Below are 21844 nucleotides of genomic sequence, written 5' to 3' on the forward strand. Positions count from 1 at the left end.
TTGTAGGGTGGATAAGCGCAGCGCATCCACCCTACAGCCTATACCGGGTCGGGAGGCGGTATCTGTGGATACATCCACCTAATGCCTGCTAACGCAGGCTTTTTGCGGTATCATCACCGTTTCATTTTCCTGCCCGCGCCCGCTTTGGCTGGCGTGGGCCTAAATTCATATCAGCAAGAGTTTTTCCATGGTCAGTAACATTCTCAGGAAGGTCTTCGGCAGTCGCAACGATCGCCTCATCAAGCGGATGTCGAAGGTGGTGGCTCAGATCAACGGATTGGAGCCGGAACTTCAGGCCCTTACAGACGAGGAGCTGAAGGCCAAAACCGGAGAATTCAGGGCGCGGCTGGAGCAGGGGGCGGACCTGAACAGCCTGATGCCGGAGGCCTTCGCCGTGGTGCGGGAGGCGGGCTGTCGGGCGCTGAACATGCGCCACTTCGACGTGCAGATGATCGGCGGTATGGTGCTCAATGACGGCAAGATCGCCGAGATGCGCACCGGCGAAGGCAAGACCCTGGTGGCGACCCTGGCGGTCTACCTCAATGCGTTGCCCGGCAAGGGGGTGCATGTGGTGACGGTCAATGATTACCTGGCCAGGCGCGATGCGGAGTGGATGGGAAGAATCTATACCTTCCTGGGTCTGAGCGTCGGAGTGATTCAGTCATCCGGTGCCGGACCGGGGGACTCCTCCTTTGTCTGCGACTACGACTACGACGGTAAAAGCGGCGGTTATCTCCACCTGCTCCCGGCCAACCGCCGTGAGGCCTACGCCTGCGATATCACCTATGGCACCAATAACGAGTTCGGCTTCGACTACCTGCGCGACAACATGGCCTTCAGCAACGAACAGCGGGTGCAGCGGGAGAAATTCTTCGCGGTCGTGGATGAGGTGGATTCTATCCTCATCGACGAGGCGCGCACCCCGCTGATCATCTCCGGTCCGGCGGAGGGGAGTTCGGATCTCTACACCCGCATTGACCAGGTGATCCCGCGCCTGACCCGGCAGGAACCCATCGAGGCGGATGAAGACGGCAAGCCGGCCTTCGGTCCCGGCGATTATTCGGTGGATGAGAAGGCCCGCCAGGTGTACCTGAGCGAAGAGGGGCATCAGCATGTGGAAGATGTGCTGCTGGAGATGGGGCTGCTGGACACCGAGTCGAGTCTCTATGACACCGCCAATATCAGCCTGATGCATCACGTGACCTGTGCGCTGCGGGCGCATGCGCTGTTCCAGAAGAATGTCGATTACATCGTGCGCGACGGTGAGATCGTCATTGTCGATGAATTCACCGGCCGCACCATGCCGGGAAGGCGCTGGTCGGAGGGGCTGCATCAGGCGGTCGAGGCCAAGGAGGGGGTGGAGATCCAGAAGGAGAACCAGACCCTGGCCTCGATCACCTTCCAGAACTATTTCCGCCTCTACCGCAAGCTCTCCGGCATGACCGGCACCGCCGATACCGAGGCGCCGGAGTTCCTGCAGATTTACGGACTGGAGGTGGTGGTGATCCCCACCAACCGGGAGATGGTGCGTAATGACATGGGCGACCTGGTCTACCTGACCACCGGCGAGAAGTACCGTGCCATCACCGAGGACATCCAGGATTGCGTCAAGCGCGGCCAGCCGGTGCTGGTGGGCACCGCTTCGATCGAAACCTCCGAGCTGATCTCCGGTTTGCTGGAACAGGCCAAGGTGCCGCATCAGGTGTTGAACGCCAAGCACCACGAGCGTGAGGCCAATATCGTGGCCGAGGCCGGCCGTCCCGGCGCGGTCACCATTGCCACCAACATGGCGGGGCGCGGTACCGATATTGTGCTGGGCGGCAATCCCGACATGGAGATCACGGATATGGGCGAGGCGGCCACTCCGGCGGCGATCGACAAGATCCGGGCCGACTGGAAGGCGCGTCATCAGCAGGTGCTGGAGGCGGGCGGCCTGCACGTGGTCGGAACCGAGCGGCACGAGTCGCGACGTGTGGACAACCAGTTGCGCGGCCGTTCCGGCCGCCAGGGAGACCCCGGCTCGACCCGCTTCTATCTCTCCCTGGAAGATAACCTGATGCGCATTTTCGCCTCCGACCGGGTCTCGGCCATCATGCAGAAGCTGGGCATGGAAGAGGGCGAGGCGATCGAGCATCCCTGGGTGACCAAGGCGATTGCCAACGCCCAGAAAAAAGTGGAAGGACGCAACTTCGATATCCGTAAACAGCTACTGGAATACGATGATGTGGCCAACGATCAGCGCAAGGTGATCTACCAGCAGCGCGATGAGTTGATGGATGCGGGTGATGTCTCCGACTCCATCACCTCCATCCGGCATGACGTGGTCAACGCCCTGATCGACCGCTATATTCCGCCGGAGAGTCTCGATGAGCAGTGGGATATCCCCGGCCTCACCGCGGCGTTGAAGAGCGAGTATGAGCTGGATTACCCGATCCAGGAGTGGCTCGACACCGACCACAGCCTGCACGAAGAGACCCTGCGGCAGAAGATCATCGAGCAGATGGAGCAGGAGTACGCCGCGAAAGAGGCGCTGGCGGGAAGTGAAAACCTGCGCATGTACGAGAAGGCCATCATGCTGCAGATCCTGGACGCCAGCTGGAAAGAGCATCTGGCGGCCATGGATTATCTGCGCCAGGGTATTCATCTGCGCGGCTATGCGCAGAAGAACCCCAAGCAGGAGTACAAGCGCGAGGCCTACGAGCTGTTCTCCAATATGCTGGACAACATCAAGCAGGAGATCACTCAGGTCCTGACCAAGGTGAGGATCCAGCCGCAGGAGACCATGGAGATACCGGCCCATGAAGCCAACGAAGCCGAGTTCCAGTTCAAACATGAGGAGTTCGGCGGCTTTGGCGAGGAGAGCGGCGAGGAGGCGGGTGGGGACGATGAAGAGGCGCACCAGCCGTTTGTCCGCTCGGACCGCAAGGTGGGGCGCAACGAGCCCTGCCCCTGCGGATCGGGGAAAAAATACAAGCAATGTCACGGGCGTATTCAATAGTGTATCCCATGAAAGGCTTTCCCCTATCCCGTCATACCGGCCGGCGACATACCACATTGCCTGGGGTAGGATGCCGGTGAGCTTGCGAACCGCATCATTGGTGGTAAGGCTTGATGCGGTTCGTGCCTCACCGGCATCCTACATCTACAACAAGCTTGGTAGGGTGGGCACGCTTTTTGTGCCCACGCGGAAGGTGCGGCACGGGGTAAAGTCGCTTCCGGCCATCCATGGCCTACGCGGCATAAGTCCATCCCTGTAAAAAAAGGTGGGCACAGACTAGGTGCCCACCCTACGCGACTGCGAGCAGGATGAGGATGTAGGGTGGACAGGCGACAGCATATCCACCGTAGTCAACAAACAAATATTGGCGGATTTGACTCAATGAGCGAAGCGTTGGAATTTGCGCCGGTTCCCGGGATCCGGCTGGGCGCCACAGGCGCCGGAATCAAGTATCGGGACCGTGATGATCTGGTGATTATTGAACTGGCCGAGGGAAGCACCTGCGCCGGGGTATTCACCCGCAACGCCTTCTGCGCGGCACCGGTGGTGGTCGCCCGCGAGCATCTCTCCGCCACCATGCCCCGCTACCTGCTGATCAACTCCGGCAACGCCAACGCGGGAACCGGGGATCCCGGCCTGCGGGCCGCCCGGGAGTCCTGCAAGTCCGTGGCCGCCGCCAGGGCCTGTGCCATCAACCAGGTGCTGCCGTTCTCCACCGGGGTGATCGGTGAACCGTTGCCAGTGGACCGGATCGCCGTGGCGGTGCCCGATGCGCTAACCGCCCTCTCGGAACAGGGCTGGGCTCGGGCAGCGCGCGCCATCATGACCACCGATACGGTTCCCAAACTGATTTCGCGGCAGCTGGAGCTCTCCGGCAAGACAGTCACCGTAACGGGCATGGCCAAGGGGTCGGGCATGATCCGTCCGGATATGGCCACCATGCTCGCCTACATCGCCACCGATGCCCTGGTCGACCGACAGCTGCTGCAATATTGTCTCGAGTCGGCGGTCGCGCCCTCGTTCAATTCGATTACCGTTGACGGCGATACCTCCACCAATGATGCCTGCGTCCTGATGGCCTCCGGTGTAAGTGGGTGCTCACCCATCACCGACAGGACCTCAGACGACTTCGCCCGATTCCATGCTGTGGTGGAGGAGGTCTGCATGGAGCTGGCCCGGGCCATCGTGCTGGATGGGGAGGGTGCGACCAAGCTGGTCGAGGTGCGGGTCGAGGGCGCCTCAAGCGAGGCGGAGGCCCGTGATGTGGCCTACACCATTGCCCACTCCCCTTTGGTCAAGACCGCGCTGTTTGCCTCCGACCCCAACTGGGGGCGTATCCTTGCCGCTGTCGGACGTGCCGGTATCGAAGGCCTGGATATCGACCAGATCCGTATCTGGCTGGATGATGTCTGCATCGTGCGCGATGGCGGTCGGGCGGCGGACTACACGGAGGCGGCCGGCCAGCGGGTGATGGCGCAGAGCGAGTTGACCATCCGGGTAGCCCTGGGCCGGGGAGAGGCGATGACCCGCGTGCTGACCTGCGATCTCTCTTACGATTATGTGAAGATCAACGCGGAGTATCGGACCTAGTACTACCCTTTACCCACAAATACGGATGAATGCGCGTGTAGGATGGGTGGAGGCGCGGCACTCTTGTTGATGGCTGTTCGCGGTGGTCGGGCGCGCCGTAACCCATCTTCGGAGGCGGATGGAGGTTCGCGATGGGTTGCGCGCCGGAGACGGAGCCGGTGGAGAGTTCATGGGGGCGCTCCACCCCTCCTACGTCCAGATGGGTGGGCACGCTATTTGTGCCCACGCGGAAGGCACGGTACGAGGCAAAAAGGTGGGCACAGACCACGTACCCACCCTACGCGACTATATGCATTTATTCGCGTTCATTCGCGGGTTTATAAAGGGTGCCCAACCATAAGTGAACCTGGTGGGTAATCAGGACAATATATGCTGCCGATCCACGTTGCCGTTGCCGTAATCCAGGACGCCGCCGGCCGGGTACTCCTGACCCGTCGCCCCGAGGCTGCCCACCAGGGTGGTCTCTGGGAGTTCCCCGGTGGCAAGGTAGAGCGGGGTGAGGATCTGGCCGGGGCGCTGCGCCGGGAGATTCGCGAAGAGCTGGGTATTGAAGTTAGCGCTCACCAACCGCTGATCGATGTCACCCATCACTATCCGGATAAAGCGGTCCGACTGGATGTGCACCGGGTCCTCCGCTACTCCGGTCACCCGCTCGGCCTGGAGGGACAACCGTTGCAGTGGGTTTTACCCGAACATCTACCCCACTACGCCATGCCGGCGGCGGACCGTCCCATCTGCACCGCCTTGAGACTGCCGCAACAATATCTGATCACCGGTCCCGATCCTGCCGTTCCCGGACAATTTCTCCGGCGTCTCGAAGTCTCCCTGGCTAGCGGTCTGCGGCTAGTGCAGCTGCGGGCGCCCGATCTCGCGCGCGCCGATTATGCGGCGTTGGCTACTGAGGCGTTGGCGCTGTGCCGGCAACACGGCGCGCAACTGCTGGTGAACTGCCCGGTGGAACTGGCGCTGGCACTGGATGCGGATGGCATCCATCTCAACAGCCGGCAACTGGCGGGGTTGAGTGAGCGTCCACTTACCGATGACAGATGGGTTGCCACCTCCTGCCACAATCCGCAAGAACTGCGCCAGGCGATGGCGATCAATGCGGATTTCTGCGTACTCTCCCCGGTGTTGCCCACCACCTCTCATCCCCTGGCCGGGCCGCTCGGGTGGGAGCGGTTCTCCCTGATCGTGGCCGCGTCCAACATCCCGGTCTACGCCTTGGGCGGCATGGGCCCGGGCCAGATTGAAGTCGTCCTGGAACACGGCGGGCAGGGTATCGCCGCCATCAGCGCTCTCTGGGCCAGTGATGATTAAGAATTCTGGAGCGGGATGAGGGAGGCTAGATACGGGTTGCGCCTCGCCTGCGGTACCCGTGGACACCCTATGACCGGTTTTCAGGAGTGGTGCGGGTGTCATTTTGATGTTATGACGTTATAATGTCGTGGTGTTATATCTCATAAGGAGAAAGCTATGGGCGAAACTTCAAAGCGTTCAACAATATATTTTGATCCTAAATTGCATGCCGCAATTAGGCTGAAGGCGGCATTTACGCACCGTACGGTTTCCGACATTGTCAATGATGCCGTTCGGGCAGCACTGGCGGAAGATCAAGAAGATTTGGCGGCATTTGAGGAACGGGTTTCCGAGCCGACAATGAGCTATGAAGCCTTGCTGGACGACCTGAAGGCTCATGGAAAATTATAAACTTGTTATAAAGAAATCTGTTTCAAAGGATCTTCGATCCATCCCAAATAAGGACGTTGTCCGTATTCTTCAACACATTGAAGCGTTGCAAGAGAATCCCCGCCCGACAGGCAGTGAAAAGCTATCCGGGCAAGAGCGTTATCGAATTCGGCAAGGGGCATACCGCATAATTTATGAGGTGACGGATGAGTATCTGATCGTTACGGTTGTCAAGGTCGGACACCGAAGGCATGTATACCAGCGCGGCTGAATAGTCGGGAAAAAGGGCGGATTTATTTTAAGGGCCTGGAAAGAAATAAAGGTTACAGATTGCGCCGGCCACAGATTTTATTGAAGAGGCCGTTTGCCTTCAAGGCACGGCAAGGCGCGCATAGTCGTTCTATGTAAGTCTTGCCGTAACGCCGAAGGCGGACGAAAAGACCAGCAAGATGTGACCTTTATTTCTTGACAGGCCCAAAGGCCCACGTGAATAGTGTGGTCTCTTCACGCGTCTGCACCATGATGCCGGGGTTCGTGCATCATCCCAACCTACGGGTGTTCCAGGCGCTCTAACTGTGATCATCCTCGGGCGGCAGGAAGGGGTTTGCCGGGCTGTTGTCTGGAATGCGGTGCTTCTCTTCCAGCCAGTCACCCAGGTCGATCAGGCGGCAGCGCTCGCTGCAAAACGGTCTGGATTGCGGATTGCTGTGCCAGTCGAATGCCTTCTTACAGATCGGACAGCGTACGATTTTCGGTTCATTTCCCATGGTTTTTAAAGAATACAGCAGTTGAGGAAGAAGGTGATGTCCTGCTTGGTCTGGGTGGCACGCTCCTCTGTCGCTTGCTCCATGAAGCGAATAGTGAAACGGTGCTTTCCGCCGCTGATCTCGGCGTACAGCTGACTCTCCCGGGGTAGCCCGACCCGGATCAGCTGGGCCGGTGACTGGGCATCCAGGCTCTGCTGGAAAAATCCCCCGGCGGCGATTTCGCGGGTGGGCGTCGTGCTGCCGCGGATGAGTGAGAGCAGCAGACTCACGGCGGTAAAGACCGGCTCCAGGGTCTGCCGCCAGGCCACGATCTCCTGGTGGCGCTGTTCAAAGGGCTGTTGCAGCCAGAAATGGTACAGGGGCAGATCGAAGGCGCAGCTCCCGCCCGGAATGCTGCTGCGCTGGGTGATGCTTTTGAGGAATTCGTTCTCTCTCAGCTCCTGGCCCAGCTGCCCGCTGTGCTGCTGAAGCCGGCTGTAAACCTGGCTCAACTCGCGCAGGATCTGATCCAGGCGCTCCTCGTTGACATCCGGTATGGCGCGGATGCTCGCCAGCTTATCCTGATGCCGCTTCAGCTCCTTGATCAGGTCGGTCTTGATGTCGGCGCGGGAAAAGATGGCCACCATGTCCATCAGACTGGTGATGGCGGCTCGGCTGTCCCAGGTACTGGGCTGGGGGATGTGGTAATCGACTTGGCGAAACAGGTGCTCCAGACGCAGAAAGGTTCTGGTCTTCTCATTGAGCGGATGCTCATAGATGATTTTGTCTGAAACGGCTGGTTGCATGAGGCCATGTCTGTTGATTGCGACACCGGGACCGGTGCCTGGATTCGACAATCTTGTATATTATACCGATTCTGACAACTATAACCTCGTCAGCTGGCAAGTTTAAGGTATTTCTGGTGGAGTTGTTCAACTATCGGCCGCAGGTCATTGAGGCTGCCCGAATTATCGATAATGTCATCGGCCCGGGCCAGGCGGCTTGTCCGCTCGATCTGGGCGGCAATGATGGATTTCGTCTGCGCTTCGCTGGTGTGGTCGCGCCGAGTGACCCGGCTGATCTGCAACTCGGGAGGGCAGTCCACCACCAGTATGCGGTCGACACTCCTGTCCTGCCCGGTCTCGAACAGCAGCGGTATGGAGAAGATGGCGTAGGGGGTGTTGAATGCACCCAGCCGGCGGCGCATCTCCGCACGGATTCTGGGATGCAGGATTCCCTCCAGCTGGGTTTTGGCATCGGGATGGGTGAAAATGTGCTCCCGGAGCAGGACGCGGTCGAGGGAACCGTCGGCGCGCAACACCTCGGGACCAAACTGTTCGACAATCTCCCGTAACGCCGGCTGGCCGGGTTCGACGACCTCCCGTGCCACCACATCGGCATCAATGACGGGTACGCCCAACGCGGCAAAGCAGTCGGTTACCGCACTCTTGCCGCAACCGATGCCACCCGTGAGTCCGACTATAAACACGACGCATTCCTCCGGCTATCGGTAAAAATCTTCTGGATGATTATTCTTCTCATGGAGAGATAAGTATCTTGCCATCCATCAACTGGTGAACCCGGGAAAACGCTTGACACTAGACGAGCTGGAGCAAGATCTTGGCATGGACCGTTGAATTTGACGACGCGGCGGCCAAAGAGCTGCGTAAACTGGATCGTTATGTGCGTGCCCGATGATGCCACTTTTCTGGGTCTTGGCTTGGATGAAAGACCGATAAGACCAGTATGAAATCATACTCCGCCCGGTACAGTATGCCATGCGGAAATCCGTCCACTGGCCAACGTCGCATATCAAAATCCAAAACCTGCATCGAGAGTGGATTCTCCGCCGCGGATAAAACTGCGCTTTCCACGGCAGATTGGAATCGCTGCGCAAGTTCAGGACTTATTTTCCGATAGAAGGCTTTTTCGTGACGTATGTCCTCGCGAGCTGACGCAAGAAACTTGACACGCTTCAATGATCGTCTTCCCGAAGCTCAGCAAAAACATCCTCCGCTGGGATAGCTTGTTCTTCCCCGCGGAGATATGCCTCGTAACGGCGGTTTGACTCGGCTACCCACGCTGCTTCTACCTTCTTCGGGTCGGACACGGGACGTGATTCAATGCTTTCCAACAGGTGGATCGCTAAGCGCGTCCGCTCCTCCAGTGGCAACGCAAGCGCCTCAGATTCGATAGCTTTCGACAGATTACTCATACCGGTCTCCACTCAATGGACCCCAACCACATTGTATTCTGAACCCTCGACGATGCAAAGGTGCGGTGGATTTGTCGAAGCACATAACATTGAAGATGACAAACTCATCCTCGCACCGAATAAAGATCAGGCCAATCCCGCCCACTGCAGATAAGCCGCGTTGATCCGGTCGCCCCAGATCAGGCTGATCCAGCCCGCCGCCGCCAGATAGGGACCGAAGGGAATGGGAATATTCCGGTTGCGCCCGCGGATCAGGATCAGCAGGATCCCCACCACCGCACCGACCACGGACGAGAGCAGGATAATCTGCACCAGCGATTGCCAGCCGAACCAGGCGCCGAACAGCGCGAACAGCTTGAAATCGCCATAGCCCATGCCCTCCTTGCCGGTGATCAGCTTGAACAGTTGAAACACCGTCCACAGGGAGAGATAACCGGCCGCCGCGCCGATAATCGCCGAATGGCTGTCGGTGAAGAGGTTGAACAGACTGAGCAGCAGGCCAAGCCAGAGCATCGGCAGCACAATGGAATCCGGCAGCAGCTGCTCATCGAAATCGATCAGGGTCAGGGAGATCAGGGCCCAGGTCAGCGGGAGTGCCGCTACCGTTTGCCAGCTGAAGCCAAAATGGAGCACCACGGCCAGCGAGAGCAGGCCGGTGGCCAGTTCAACCAGCGGATATCGGGCTGAAATCGGCTGCTTGCACGCGGAACAGCGACCCCGCAGCAGCAGCCAGCTGATCACCGGGATATTCTCCCAGGCGCGGATTTTGTGGCCGCAATGGGGACAGCTGGAGCCGGGGCGGCTCAGGCTCAACGGCGGCGCGGACTCCCCGGAATCCGCCTCGAGATCGAGAAACTCATGGCACTGCTGCCGCCAGCCGGCCTCCATCATCCTGGGCAGGCGATAGGCGACCACATTCAGGAAGCTGCCGACGAACAGGCCGAGGAGTGTGCCGGAAAAGGCAAAGAGCAACGGGCTTTGCTGGAAAACCGAAAGCAGGTTCATCAAACTATTTTGCCGAATGTCTGGTTAGGTTATTAAATAACCGATGCCATCTTGAAGATCGGCAGGTACATGGCCACCACCAGGCCACCCACCAGGGTGCCGATGATTACCATGATAAAGGGCTCCAGCAGGCTGCTGAGCGCATCAACCGCATTGTCCACTTCCTCTTCAAAGAAGTCTGCCACCTTGGTCAGCATATGATCCAATGCGCCTGATTCTTCGCCAATCGCTACCATCTGGATGACCATGTGAGGAAACAGCTGTTGTTGTTTCATGCTGAGTTGGAGTGACTGACCGGTCGCCACATCCTCACGCATGCGCATGACGGCATCACTGTAGATGGTGTTACCCGTCGCGCCGGCAACGGATTCCAGCGCCTCGACCAGCGGCACACCGGCGGCAAACATGGTTGCCAGGGTACGGGAAAACCGGGCGATGGAGGCCTTATTCAGGATAACCCCGATGATGGGTGTTTTGAGTAGCGCTCGATCGATAAACTGGCGCATCTTTCGCGAGCGTTTAAAGGTGTATGAAAAACTATAGACAGCTATAATAATAGCGCCTAGCAGTAGCCACCAATAGCTTGTCATCCATTCTGACATGGCGACCACCATTTTGGTGAACGCGGGCAGGTCCCCCCCAAAGCTGGAGAAGAGGCTCTCAAATTGGGGAATCACAAAAATCATAATAAGCGCCGTTACAATGAGGGCAACGATGATCACGGCGGCCGGGTAAAACAATGCCTTCTTGATTTTCCCCTTCAGCGATTCGGTCTTCTCCTTGTAGGTGGCGATTTTATCCAAAAGTCCTTCAAGTACACCGGCAGCTTCGCCGGCGCGTACCAGATTGCAGAACAGATCATCAAAATAGAGCGGATGTTTTGCCAGTGCCTCGGCCAGGGCGGTACCGCCTTCGACATCCGCTTTTATCGAAAGAAGCAGATCCTGCATGGACGGGTTATTGTGACCGCGACCGACAATATCAAATGCCTGTACCAGCGGCACGCCGGCTTCCATCATGGTGGAGAGTTGCCGGGAGAAAACCGCAATATCGCCAGCAGTTATTTTCTTTTTTGTGTTGAAAATGGCAGTTGCTTTTTTCTTTACTTTTAAAGGGTTTATCCCCTGACGTCTGAGATCGGCCCGCACCAGCGCCAGTGAGGCGGCACGCGATTCCCCCTTGATCCGTTTGCCGCGCTTGTCGGCGCCCTCCCAACTGTATACGTAGGCCTTTTCGGCCTTGGGGGCTTTTTTTGTGGCGGTAGCGGTGGCCATATCGGTTAATCCTTGGTAACCCTGTTGATTTCTTCCAGGCTGGTGATGCCTGCCCTGATCTTGTTCAATCCAGCCTCCCTGAGGGTGAGAATACCCTCATCTCTCGACTGTTGTTCCAGTTGCAACGAGTTACACCCCTCCATCACCAGTTTTTCCATGGCGGAGGAGATGGGCATAATCTGGAATATACCAACACGTCCCTTGTAACCCAGAGTGCAGCGGTCACATCCTACGGCTTTATAGACAGTAAGGTGCTTCAGTTCGGTCTCTTTGAAGCCTTCTTCGAGAAGCGCCTCTCGGGGAATCTCGTCCGGGGTCTTGCAGTGTTCACAGAGTCGCCTGGCCAGACGCTGGGCCATGATCAGTAGCACAGACGATGCAATATTAAAGGGCGGGATCCCCATATTGGCCAGGCGTGTCAAGGTTTGCGGGGCATCGTTGGTGTGCAGGGTCGAGAGGACCAGGTGGCCGGTCTGGGCCGCCTTGACGGCGATTTCCGCCGTCTCCAGGTCGCGGATCTCACCCACCATCACAATATCGGGATCCTGGCGCAGGAAGGCGCGGAGCGCTTCGGCGAAGGTCAGCCCGGTCCTGACATTCACATTCACCTGGTTGATGCCCGCCACCTGAATTTCCACCGGGTCCTCGGCGGTCGAGATGTTCACCCCTTCACTGTTCAGCATATTCAATGCCGTATAGAGGGAGACCGTCTTACCGCTGCCGGTCGGTCCGGTGACCAGGATCATGCCGTAGGGCTTCTTGATCGCCGTCTCGAACAGCCGCTGTTGCTCCGGTTCAAAGCCGAGCGCCTCGATACCCAATTGCGCGCTGGCCGGGTCGAGAATACGCAGCACCACCTTTTCACCGTACAAAGTGGGGCAGGTGTTGACGCGGAAATCGATGGCCCGGTTGCGGGAAAGCTTCATCTTGATGCGGCCGTCCTGGGGAACACGCCGCTCGGCGATATTCATGCGGGACATCACCTTGATGCGGGCGGTCAGGCGCGAGGCGATGTTGATCGGCGGAGAGGCGACTTCATGCAGGATACCGTCCTGGCGCAACCGGACGCGGAAGGTCTTTTCATAGGGCTCAAAGTGAATATCCGATGCCCCGCTGTTGATGGCGTCCAGCAGCATCTTATTGACAAACCGGACCACCGGGGCGTCGTCGACATCCAGATCGCCCTCTTTTTTCTGGGTATCCGGCTCCCCGGAAGAGATATCCAGATTGTCCAGGTCCGCATCCAGCAGATCCGACATGCTGGTGTCCTTGGCTTCCAGGGCAATCTCAATCGCCCGAACCAGTTTCTCCTCTTCCACCACGATCGCCTCGATCGCCAGTCCGGTGTGGAACTTGATTTCATCGAGGCCCTGAATATTGGTGGGGTCTGAAACGGCCAGGAAGAGTCGATTACCGCGGCGGAAAATCGGCAGGGCGTGGTGAATACGAATCAGTTTCTCATCGACCAGCCCTATTGGAGCAACGGACATATCGAGGGCTTCAAGCTGAAACAGGGGTACCCCGAACTCCTGTGAGGCCGAGAGGGCGATGCTGTTGCTGCCGACGAGTTTGTTTTCGACCAGATAGGTGACGAATTGCTGGCGTTTTTTGGCGGACTCTAAAATGGATTTTTGCGCAACCTCTTCGGATAGCAAATTGTCCTCGACAAGTCGTCGAGGGAGACCGCTCAATGCTATTTTCTGGGTTGCTGTCGTCATCTGGATCAAGTTTTCTGGACAGTGATGTGGCTTGGGTTGGATGATTATAACGTCTGGAACAGTCCTGCCGACTATTCTATCGGCTCCTTCTCCCAGTATTTTACCTTTAATTGATGAAAACTATACCCTTTCCAAGCCTAATAGCCAATTATGGATTATTTTTCAAGTAGTTTGTGTTATTTGGATCGCAACCTATTGTTTTTAATGATTGTGCAATGCGAATATATTGGTTATATACCCGTCAGGTGTTGTCTGATGGCTGTGTTTCTGCAGGAGTGGTTTACCGCCATCCCACGTACTCGATTTTTGAGAATTACAGGATGGGCCGTGCCCGCCGACCGCTCCATGGACTACTCTATGACCAAACACTCGGCTATTCGCACTCGTGTTAGGGCTGCACTATTTCGATTTGTATGTCGAAATGCGCCGATAAACTTGCGAACCGCACTACCTTGCCGGGGCTGGATTCGCCGCACAGTGTGCAACTAATCGGGTATGGGGGGGTCTTCATGAAGATTAATTTTTAATAGTATTTGCACTTATGGCCTTGAATTCTTGCCGAGACAATTCGCAGTTTTTCACCAAACCGACGCTACAAAGCCGATTGAGCCATATCTCCCCTTCTGGTTTTCTGCCGTTTAACACCAAAGAGTAGGAAATATTCCGAAAATCTAGCGGCTTGTGTGCATAAAGCGCCACATTCCTTAACTCCTCTAGCTCATCGTCGCTCATCCCCCTCCGGGGCGACATCCTGGCAAGCTTGATCACATGGTTCCACTGGGTTAGTGCAAGGACACTCGGAGGCTTCGCATCCGGATCAAGGGTCAAACCCGCCCACTCCATACGAAGAAGGCGATAACTATGTTCAACCTTAAAATAGTCTGCGATGGTAATAACTAGCGCCACGATTAATGACAACACCATCAATACGACATAACGCTTGCGCATCCATACTATTGCAGCATCACCGCCACGACTCACACTCAACGCACCGGCAATTGCGCCCACAGGAAGCAAAAAATACGCATACTGCAAAGGGTATTCAAGCATCGAGTGATTGCCTACAACCAATAAAAAGCAAAGTGAAACTGCCCTCTCAGCCGTGTTCACTCGCCGAAACTGTCGATATAGCCAAAAAACTAAACTTATAATTATAAAGCCACCAATCGGAATCCCGCACCAGAGTAAAATATCGAGAAATAGATTATGTGAAGAAGAGAAAACTATATGGAGCGGCGGGTAATTTAATGCCTCAAAGATGTGTGCTTCAGCGACATTTCCCCACCCATAACCCCAGAGCGGCCTTTCCATGAGTGCACCGGTCAGCAGCTTCCATATTGTAATACGCGGATCGGAGACAGCCTTTGATATCTGGGATTGAACCAAGCCCCCGTCTCCCTGCAAAATATCGTAAAACCAGTTGATCAGGAAGGCACAAATAAGCGTGTAAATCGCAAATAATAACGCAACCCACGGTATTTTCTTATCGGTCCACAACCGCCCCCAATACCAAAACGCGGCGACGATTACCGCCACACCTAGTCCTGCAGTCCTTGAACCGGTGAGTGCCAAGCCCATGCCAAGCAACAAAAGCACAGGCGCCGCGAGAAACCAGCTTATTTTGACTCTGATGCGCGCCCAAAAGACGGATACCACTCCCAAGAGCAACAAGGTAGCAAGTTGATTTTGCTGCGCGACATTTGCAGCAGGATATCGGCCTGGTGTGTCGATGACCCATATCCGAAGCCCATCCAATTGGAAGAATTGATAGAGCTGAAGAAAAACAGAGATTACAGAAGCGACCGCTATTGCCAGACACAACAAATCAACGATTTGCCACTGATGGTCTAGATTCCAAAATCTCCCGACAAAAAATGCCCCTAAAAAACCCAATAGGTACAGACTACTTAGCCACGCGCTCCCGAAAAATGCTATTTCTCCAAAAGCAAACTGAATCAGTGGGATTGTGCAGATAGTTACCAATAAGCAGCCAAACCAATCCAGTGGAAATTTTGCGGGAGCTTTTATAATTCCGATTAAGCCCAGTGGGAGAAATGCAAGGCTTATCCATGCCTCTTGGTGGAATGATGTCCAAGGCATAGTATGATTTGGTAATAGCCAACCGATTGCGATCAGCAATACACTGAATACTGCCCAAATCGGCGCGGTACTCTTAAAAAATCGCAAAATTGCAGCAGCGATAGTAACCATCTATATACTCAAAATAAAAATGCCGCCGATCTAATAGATCGGCGGCATTTTATTACCAAGGCCCTGTCAACTATACTCAGGTCTTAGGCAGGTATTTCGGTGGAACGGACCCGCTGACTGTCGTCGCGCATTGCGTATTTGCGCCACAGGTAACCGTGTAGACAACATTTGCTCCATCAACCGCGGCATTGCCGGTATTTCGCATCACGATCGTTATTGTTGCCGTCGTCAAGCCAGTACCGACAGCAGTAACGGAGGTAACATACTTGCCCGTTACATTAGTAGCAGTAGCGTCCAGGCCAAAATCAACGTTGGTGGCACTCGCGCTAAGCGTCCCTTCATTAAACATTACCGCGGCTGCCGTACGAGCAGCTTGCGTCAATGATGCCGCTTCGGTCACCTTGGCCTTAATCGTGTAATCCTGATACGCGGGAATGGCGATGGCCGCCAAAATACCAATAATCGCCACAACGATCATCAGTTCGATCAATGTAAAACCGGCTTGTACTTTTTTCATGGTAAAACTCCGTATTTTCTATAGTAGTTGCTTATCGGGCGGGCCAATCTTAACTTTAGCCCTTCCATGGAAACTGCGACCTATCTCTCACTTAAACCGAACATCTCATCTGTGTACCAAATAGTATGCACGCGCCAGGCCAATTCCGTTACTACTTTCCAGGATAGAATAATATTATCAATTAAAACAGTGAGTTACTCTGTTGTAATGGACGTTCCGCTGACGCAATGCTGAACCACTTCCCTTAGGGTGTGCATGCTAGCGTCAGAATGTGACGGATTTTGTCACCCTGGCCTATTCCCGCTCATGCCGTTTATCGATCCCGACAGAATGTGGGAGCAGTTTCCGGACCAAGGTTATGCTTCAGGGCATCCCGGTCGATGTGCGGTTTCTCTCCGCAATGTGAATGAGGGGGCGTTGCGGCTTTCACTGGGCGCCAACGGATTCCTGTGCCCAGTTCAGGACAGCGTCCAGAGTCTGGTGCGTTCCCTCTCGGTCAAGCACCCCGGGTTGTACCAAGCCATATCGCATCTCCACTGCGTAGGGATTCAACTCATCAAGATGATCCGCGTTCGGTGGTTCGGGTAGTGACGAATCGGCAATTTGGTCCATCAGTTCAACGATGTCGTGGGTGCGGCGAAAAGCGATTCCCGCGCTCGACAGTACGGCTTTTAGCGATTTCTCTATCGCTTGTTGAGCATGAAAACCGAGTAGTGCATCACCGATCTCCGGGTCGGTCTTCAGCTTGCAATAGGCCAGGAGGTCCTGTTCCGCGCTCTGTAAAAGGATCTCTGCAAATGTCGGTTCACCCATAGAGGATCTTGCCTTCCCGCAATGCCCAATAAAGGGCGCTGCCTGGCTGATCGCCCCAGCGGGCAACGTCACTGGTGGAATACACCAGAATATCGACAGGTATGCGTAACGGCCGCAGAGCCCGGCGCAACCGTACCATCTCCTTCGCCCGGTCTGTTACCTCGGACTCGATTACCAGGAAATCCAGATCCGAGTCCGGCCGAGCATCCCCGCGCGCGTGAGATCCAAACAGGATGATGCGCTCGGGGTGTGCCATTTCCACCAAGGTCTGGACAGCCTTTTCTTGGACTGAACTCACGTCAGACACCTTCCATCCTCCGATATTGCTCCCCAGAGTCTAAGGGAAAAACAATGTCTGCGCGAGGATAATGGTGCAACCGGAATGCGGGTCAGAGAACAATATTCTCTAATATACCCATGGTGGCAGATGAGCTTGCCAGGGTGGCAGAGGGTGACTCTGTGGACGCAAGGCGCCTTATGCGTTTTGCTGCGTTCGGGTTGAACGTGCTTCAGGTAGTTTTGCAGGGCTTGTTTGTCTCGCTTGTTCATATGGCACGTGCCTTATTCAGAATGTTGATGTTTTACTTGTCAGTACATTATCCGGACGTTATATTGTGGTGCCAAGTATCAGAACCCGGGAGTCGCCATGGGCCCCTTGAAACACTCGAAAACCGAACGGATTGATGTCCGCACTAGCAGCTCCGTCAAGCATCTCCTGCAGGAAGCCGCTCGCTCCTGTCACAAGAATGTCAGCGAGTTCCTGCTGGATGCCGGCGTGACAGCAGCCAACCAGGCGCTGGCCGACCGTCACCATTTTCTTCTCGACGACGAGCAATGGCAGGCGTTTCAGGAGGCCCTGGATCGCCCGGCTCAAGCCAAGCCACGGTTGAAGAAACTGCTCACAGAGCCTGGCGTGCTTGGCTGAGTGCAGTGTATGAACCGGTCCGCAAACTCAGTGCTGCCGATGCAGTCGATGGATTCGACTGTGGTCAGCCAGCGCTGAACCAGTTTCTGCAGCGCTACGCGCTCGTCAACCAAAAAGCCAACAGCGCTCAGACCTACGTCTGCTGCGGTGCGGGTGAAGTTGTTGGTTTTTACAGCCTTGCGGTGGGTAGCGTCGATCCCGGATCGGCGCCGGCAAGGGTGATGCAGGGGCTGGCGCGGCACCCGGTGCCCGTGATGATTCTGGCAAGGCTTGCGGTGGACAACGACCACCAGGGAAAAGGGCTGGGCAGTGCGCTGCTCAAGGATGCCTTGCTGCGTACCGCCCAGGCTGCTGATATTGCTGGTATTCGCTGCCTGTTGGTTCACGCCAAGGATGATGCCGCACGGCAGTGGTACAAAGCCTGGGAGTTTGAGCCGAGCCCCACCGATAGCTACCACCTGTTCCTGATGCTCAAGGATCTGAAGGTTTTGCTGGCGGGCTGACTGCGAAATGCGGATCGGAGAACAATATTCTCCGATGAATGCGGGTCAGGGAACAGCATTCTCTAATATGCCGGTGGCGTCAGCTGATTTTTCGATGGAAACTGCAGAGGGCAGGCAAACATTTTGGATGGTGGTGTTCTCATATCATGAGCATGGCCACATCATAGGCCTCTATTGCCCGGTCATGTGTAATCAGGGTGAGGTTTTCCAGGCGGGCTTGTGCGACCAGTAAACAGTTGTCTGCCTCGATGGCTCGATCGAGTTCTGCCAGCTTTGCAGCGATATCGTCGATCCAATTTTCGTAACTACTTACCCCCATTATGCCTGTGCAGGCGGGTACCCAGTGTAGTTTTGCAGAGTTCCACCTGCAAAACTATAACCCGTAGGATGCGGTGAGTAAAACGAACCGCATCGGTCTGGCGGCGAGCCAATGATACGGTTCGCAAGCTCACCGGCATCCTACCCCGAAAACAGGTCATGGGGCTCCCCGTGGGCGCCGTCGGCAGGCGTGCGGGATGACGGGGAGTGAGTAGTTACCAATTTTCTAGATTTATTTCCAGATCCCACGCCAGCTATGAAATTCACTGGGCCGCAGGCGGTAGCGGGCAATGTTTCCTTCGTGAAGACTGAGTAGCTGGGTCTCGACCACCTCAATGAAACGCTCGCGATCCGGCGCTTCGATCTGTTCTTGTGCGAAGCGCTGGATATGGCTGACGGCTTGCGTCTTACTCAATTTTTCGCGTACCACGTCCGCGACTGCTTGAATAATGTACTGACGGTACCGCAAACGGAAAGGATCAGGATAGCCTAAAGACTGCCGCACTGCCGAATAACGGGCGCAGGAGCGTTTGTAGGCCCAGACAAACACATCACACAGCAACTCAATACGATTGAGTTCGTAGATGCCTAGCATGGCACTGATATAGGTGGACTGTGATACATCGACGAAGGATAGTGGGCAGAGGTTGCGCTGAATCAGAGGAATGTTGGCAGCCAGGCGTGCAACCCGCTTGTTGACGTCCTCAAATGGCTGCAGGTAGGGCAAGTGCACCATCGCAAAAAACGCCTGTTCGAAGGGGTCTCGTATCGCAGCGGCCGTATCGAGCACCTGGTCAAAACACTCCTCGATCCGTTGTGGCCCTTCCAGCGGTAGGAATGTGGTTTGTCCAATGCCGACTGCGATAGTGCGCAACCGGCCACTGGCGGTAGGATCGTCCAGCAGGTTGTCAGACAGCAATGCGTGCAGATTGAGCAGAGTATAGCGATTGAAGCCAATTTCACCCGCCGAGTCGATCAAAAACTCGATGGCTTCCTTGTGATTCAGGATCATTTGCGATTCGAGCGCATCCTTGCCTGTTGCTGCCTCGCCAGCCGAAATCAGTCGTTCTGTTTCAAGTAAGGAGTAGGTGTTCCCCTCGAGTCGACTGGAGTTCCAGGAAAGGTCAATCAGTAGGCGATGAGCCAGTTGCCGCGCGTACGTTCCAGCCGGTTCATTACTGCTGATGGCTTGCCCCTGTGAAAGCAATTCATCTCGAATTTCCTGGGTGAGGTAGTAGGTGTCGTTTGGTCGGTAGTCATCCAGAAACGCCCGGTTGTAGCCGATGGGCTTGCGCAGCATCAAGGGTTTCCGAACCAGTATTTCAACTTCCTTCGCTTCGGGCGACAGAGGAATCAGGATTTCAGCGTGAGCCGTTGCCGTCATTTTTACAGTGGCCTGTGCCGTCGCACTGACCACCTTGCCGCGCAGATACTTGACCGCACGCCCTTGGCCCTCGCGTCGCACACGCTCCTGAGTAATCAGATTGTTGAGCCAGCGTTGCAGAGTCCGCCGATTGGGAGGTGCATCAAGGTTTTCTTCAATCTGCTCGATACGAGCTCCGTCTGGAAAGCGGGCAATCGCTTCAAGTACTGATTCATAGGCGTCTGTCGGGATAGGTCTGGCCAATGTTCCTCCTGTCGCGCATTATCAAAATAGCGACACTAACACGGTTGATGTGTCGCGAAGCCATCATCGCGACATTAATGGTGTCGTGCAAGCTTTTCTCCTGGTGCGTGAGTCCATGTTGTGTGTAATTACACACCATGAAGAGTGCGGAACTCATCAAGCAACTTAAAGCCGGCAGGGTGTGAACTGCGTTCGGTGAAGGGATCTCACAACCCCCAGGTGTCAGAGTCAAACCAGCCACCCGCCGTGCGTCAAGTCACCCGACTGAACCTGGTTTGACTCCGACGCCTTCACAGCTACAGACCGGGAGGGGCACGTAAGCGTTCCACACCCAAAAAAGGATCTTGGAAAAGGTTTGGTTGACAAGCTACTGCAGCAGGCAGGTTTGAAATGATCAGATATCCCATTGCTATAGAACCGGGCGATGAAAACACCGCCTGGGGGGTGGTAGCCCCCGATCTTCCAGGTTGCTTCTCTGCCGGAGACACGTTAGATGAGGCTATCGACAACGCCAAGGAAGCGATCGAGCTCTGGTTGGAGACCGTGTTGGATGATGAGGGAAAGGTACCCAAGCCCGGACTGTTGGGCGATCATCGGTCAAATCCTGAGTTTGATGGCTGGCTGTGGGCCGTGGTCGAGGTAAACCCATCCCTGGTTTCAACCAGAACAGTGCGACTCAATGTTTCCTTGCCGGAATCACTGGTGTACCGCATTGATGCTTACGCAAGCGCACACCATCTGACTCGATCCGGTTTTCTGGCCAAGGCGGCCTTGAATGAGATGGCTGAAAATGCATTGTAATCGGTTGTACAAAATCAGGTGCTGCCCTATCCCAGATCCAAGGGGGACAGCGGTGAATGTGGGTCAGGGAATAATATTCTGTAGTGCCGGTGGTGGTAGCTGATTTTGCCAGGGGATCGCGGGGTCAGGTCTTGCATTGTACGCGTGAAGAGTTCCGGCCCCCAGTGTTAAGCCCTACAGACTCCTGGCCTGCCTCTTCATTAGTATAATTGGCGTAACGTATTGCGGAACGTATCGCATCACGTTACTATTTCCCCATGATCAAATCATTCAAGGACAAGCGAGCAGAAGAGTTGTTCAACGGCAAGAAGCCCAAACGTCTTTCGGCAGATATCCACAAAAGGGCCTTCACAAAACTGGTCATGCTCAACGCCGCCGTCGAGCGAGATGATTTGAAAAAACCGCCGGGCAACCACCTTGAGGCGCTTGTCGGCGATAGAGAGGGCCAATACAGCATCCGCATTAATAAACAGTGGCGGGTATGTTTTGAGTGGGATAACGGCAGCGCTTATAACGTCGAGATAGTGGACTACCACTAGAGGAGCGACCCATGACTTACGAATCACCTGATCTCCTGGTGCACCCTGGCGAGATCCTGCAGACAGAATTTTTGGAAGAGCTGAATCTGAGCGCCTACAAGCTGGCGCAGGATATTAGTGTTCCCCGCACCCGTATCAGCGACATCATCGCCGGCAAGCGCGCTATCACTGCGGATACCGCCTTGCGGCTGGGGCGCTACTTCGGCACCACCGCGCAGTTCTGGATGAACCTGCAGGCCGACTACGATCTGCGTAAGGCGGTGATCGAGTTGGGCGAAAAACTGGAGCAAGAGGTTCACCCACGAGCGGCCTGAGTTAGGTTAACGGTTTGCTTAGGCCTACCTGGCTTCCGTTACTC

23 protein-coding genes and 1 pseudogene are annotated in these 21844 nt (G+C 55.8%); 11 read left to right on the forward strand and 13 right to left on the reverse strand.

Features of this window, described 5'->3' with window-relative positions; genetic code table 11:
• Positions 1-187: 187 nt before the first annotated feature.
• The 5 genes from secA to NPX02_RS16765 all read left to right on the forward strand — a co-directional run bounded on the left by secA (position 188) and on the right by NPX02_RS16765 (position 6545).
• Positions 188-2998, forward strand: coding sequence for a preprotein translocase subunit SecA (gene secA, locus NPX02_RS16745; protein WP_260294947.1), 2811 nt, complete (start codon positions 188-190; stop codon positions 2996-2998).
• Positions 2999-3379: 381 nt separating this feature from the next.
• Entirely contained in the window at positions 3380-4588 is a 1209-nt protein-coding gene (gene argJ / locus NPX02_RS16750) for a bifunctional glutamate N-acetyltransferase/amino-acid acetyltransferase ArgJ (protein ID WP_260294948.1), read from the forward strand.
• A 369-nt stretch (positions 4589-4957) separates the two neighbouring features.
• On the forward strand, positions 4958-5905 hold the full coding sequence (locus tag NPX02_RS16755) for a Nudix family hydrolase (RefSeq protein WP_260294949.1): 948 nt from the start codon (positions 4958-4960) through the stop codon (positions 5903-5905).
• A 156-nt stretch (positions 5906-6061) separates the two neighbouring features.
• On the forward strand, positions 6062-6295 hold the full coding sequence (locus tag NPX02_RS16760; protein WP_260294950.1) for a CopG family transcriptional regulator: 234 nt from the start codon (positions 6062-6064) through the stop codon (positions 6293-6295).
• A complete protein-coding gene (locus tag NPX02_RS16765; protein ID WP_260294951.1) occupies positions 6282-6545 on the forward strand; it encodes a type II toxin-antitoxin system RelE family toxin in 264 nt (87 codons plus the stop codon). The genes NPX02_RS16760 and NPX02_RS16765 overlap by 14 nt, the downstream gene beginning before the upstream one ends.
• 298 nt (positions 6546-6843) lie before the next feature.
• On the opposite strand, the gene NPX02_RS16770 is transcribed toward NPX02_RS16765, so the two are convergent.
• The 12 genes from NPX02_RS16770 to NPX02_RS16830 form a co-directional block, all read right to left on the reverse strand.
• The gene (locus NPX02_RS16770; RefSeq protein WP_260294952.1) at positions 6844-7041 is read right to left on the reverse strand and encodes a DNA gyrase inhibitor YacG; all 198 of its coding nucleotides are present in this window, start codon (positions 7039-7041) and stop codon (positions 6844-6846) included.
• A gap of 5 nt (positions 7042-7046) precedes the next feature.
• Positions 7047-7826, reverse strand: coding sequence for a cell division protein ZapD (gene zapD, locus NPX02_RS16775; RefSeq protein WP_260294953.1), 780 nt, complete (start codon positions 7824-7826; stop codon positions 7047-7049).
• 89 nt (positions 7827-7915) lie between these two features.
• Positions 7916-8509 carry a dephospho-CoA kinase gene (gene coaE, locus NPX02_RS16780; RefSeq protein ID WP_260294954.1) on the reverse strand — a complete coding sequence of 198 codons (594 nt, stop codon included), beginning with the start codon at positions 8507-8509 and terminating at the stop codon, positions 7916-7918.
• Positions 8510-8699: 190 nt separating this feature from the next.
• Positions 8700-8999 (reverse strand): type II toxin-antitoxin system RelE/ParE family toxin, encoded by a 300-nt coding sequence (locus NPX02_RS21635; RefSeq protein ID WP_260294955.1) that lies wholly within the window; start codon positions 8997-8999, stop codon positions 8700-8702.
• Positions 8996-9235 (reverse strand): addiction module protein, encoded by a 240-nt coding sequence (locus tag NPX02_RS16790; protein WP_260294956.1) that lies wholly within the window; start codon positions 9233-9235, stop codon positions 8996-8998. The genes NPX02_RS21635 and NPX02_RS16790 overlap by 4 nt, the downstream gene beginning before the upstream one ends.
• Before the next feature lie 126 nt (positions 9236-9361).
• Positions 9362-10240, reverse strand: a complete 879-nt coding sequence (locus NPX02_RS16795) for a prepilin peptidase (RefSeq protein WP_260294957.1) — start codon at positions 10238-10240, stop codon at positions 9362-9364.
• Between the two features lie 32 nt (positions 10241-10272).
• Complete coding sequence (locus tag NPX02_RS16800; protein WP_260294958.1) at positions 10273-11514, reverse strand: type II secretion system F family protein; 1242 nt, start codon at positions 11512-11514, stop codon at positions 10273-10275.
• Between the two features lie 5 nt (positions 11515-11519).
• Complete coding sequence (pilB, locus tag NPX02_RS16805; protein WP_260294959.1) at positions 11520-13232, reverse strand: type IV-A pilus assembly ATPase PilB; 1713 nt, start codon at positions 13230-13232, stop codon at positions 11520-11522.
• Between the two features lie 516 nt (positions 13233-13748).
• On the reverse strand, positions 13749-15443 hold the full coding sequence (locus NPX02_RS16810; protein ID WP_260294960.1) for a PglL family O-oligosaccharyltransferase: 1695 nt from the start codon (positions 15441-15443) through the stop codon (positions 13749-13751).
• Between the two features lie 76 nt (positions 15444-15519).
• Positions 15520-15960: a pilin gene (locus tag NPX02_RS16815; RefSeq protein WP_305792913.1), complete on the reverse strand. Its 441-nt coding sequence runs from the start codon at positions 15958-15960 to the stop codon at positions 15520-15522.
• Positions 15961-16386: 426 nt separating this feature from the next.
• A complete protein-coding gene (locus NPX02_RS16825; RefSeq protein ID WP_260294962.1) occupies positions 16387-16773 on the reverse strand; it encodes a HEPN domain-containing protein in 387 nt (128 codons plus the stop codon).
• Positions 16766-17071 (reverse strand): nucleotidyltransferase domain-containing protein, encoded by a 306-nt coding sequence (locus tag NPX02_RS16830; protein ID WP_260294964.1) that lies wholly within the window; start codon positions 17069-17071, stop codon positions 16766-16768. Before NPX02_RS16830 ends, NPX02_RS16825 begins: the two co-directional genes overlap by 8 nt.
• Positions 17072-17419: 348 nt before the next feature.
• Between NPX02_RS16830 and NPX02_RS16835 the strand changes: the two genes are divergently transcribed.
• Positions 17420-17698, forward strand: coding sequence for a type II toxin-antitoxin system TacA family antitoxin (locus NPX02_RS16835; protein WP_260294966.1), 279 nt, complete (start codon positions 17420-17422; stop codon positions 17696-17698).
• Positions 17695-18201 (forward strand): GNAT family N-acetyltransferase, encoded by a 507-nt coding sequence (locus NPX02_RS16840; RefSeq protein ID WP_260294974.1) that lies wholly within the window; start codon positions 17695-17697, stop codon positions 18199-18201. The genes NPX02_RS16835 and NPX02_RS16840 overlap by 4 nt, the downstream gene beginning before the upstream one ends.
• A gap of 550 nt (positions 18202-18751) precedes the next feature.
• Here the strand turns inward: NPX02_RS16840 and NPX02_RS16845 are convergent.
• Positions 18752-20146 carry a Fic family protein gene (locus tag NPX02_RS16845; RefSeq protein ID WP_260294967.1) on the reverse strand — a complete coding sequence of 465 codons (1395 nt, stop codon included), beginning with the start codon at positions 20144-20146 and terminating at the stop codon, positions 18752-18754.
• A gap of 301 nt (positions 20147-20447) precedes the next feature.
• Between NPX02_RS16845 and NPX02_RS16850 the strand changes: the two are divergent.
• From NPX02_RS16850 to NPX02_RS16865, 4 genes and pseudogenes are all read left to right on the forward strand, one after another.
• Positions 20448-20540 (forward strand): annotated as a pseudogene (locus NPX02_RS16850) (type II toxin-antitoxin system HicA family toxin); the annotation flags it as partial.
• Positions 20537-20947 carry a type II toxin-antitoxin system HicB family antitoxin gene (locus tag NPX02_RS16855; RefSeq protein WP_305792914.1) on the forward strand — a complete coding sequence of 137 codons (411 nt, stop codon included), beginning with the start codon at positions 20537-20539 and terminating at the stop codon, positions 20945-20947. The pseudogene NPX02_RS16850 and the gene NPX02_RS16855, both read left to right, overlap by 4 nt.
• A gap of 257 nt (positions 20948-21204) precedes the next feature.
• Positions 21205-21486 (forward strand): type II toxin-antitoxin system RelE/ParE family toxin, encoded by a 282-nt coding sequence (locus NPX02_RS16860; RefSeq protein WP_260294969.1) that lies wholly within the window; start codon positions 21205-21207, stop codon positions 21484-21486.
• A gap of 11 nt (positions 21487-21497) precedes the next feature.
• Complete coding sequence (locus NPX02_RS16865) at positions 21498-21800, forward strand: HigA family addiction module antitoxin (RefSeq protein WP_260294970.1); 303 nt, start codon at positions 21498-21500, stop codon at positions 21798-21800.
• Positions 21801-21844 lie beyond the last annotated feature (44 nt).

Source organism: Sedimenticola hydrogenitrophicus (assembly GCF_025175675.1).
GTDB lineage: Bacteria > Pseudomonadota > Gammaproteobacteria > Chromatiales > Chromatiaceae > Sedimenticola > Sedimenticola hydrogenitrophicus.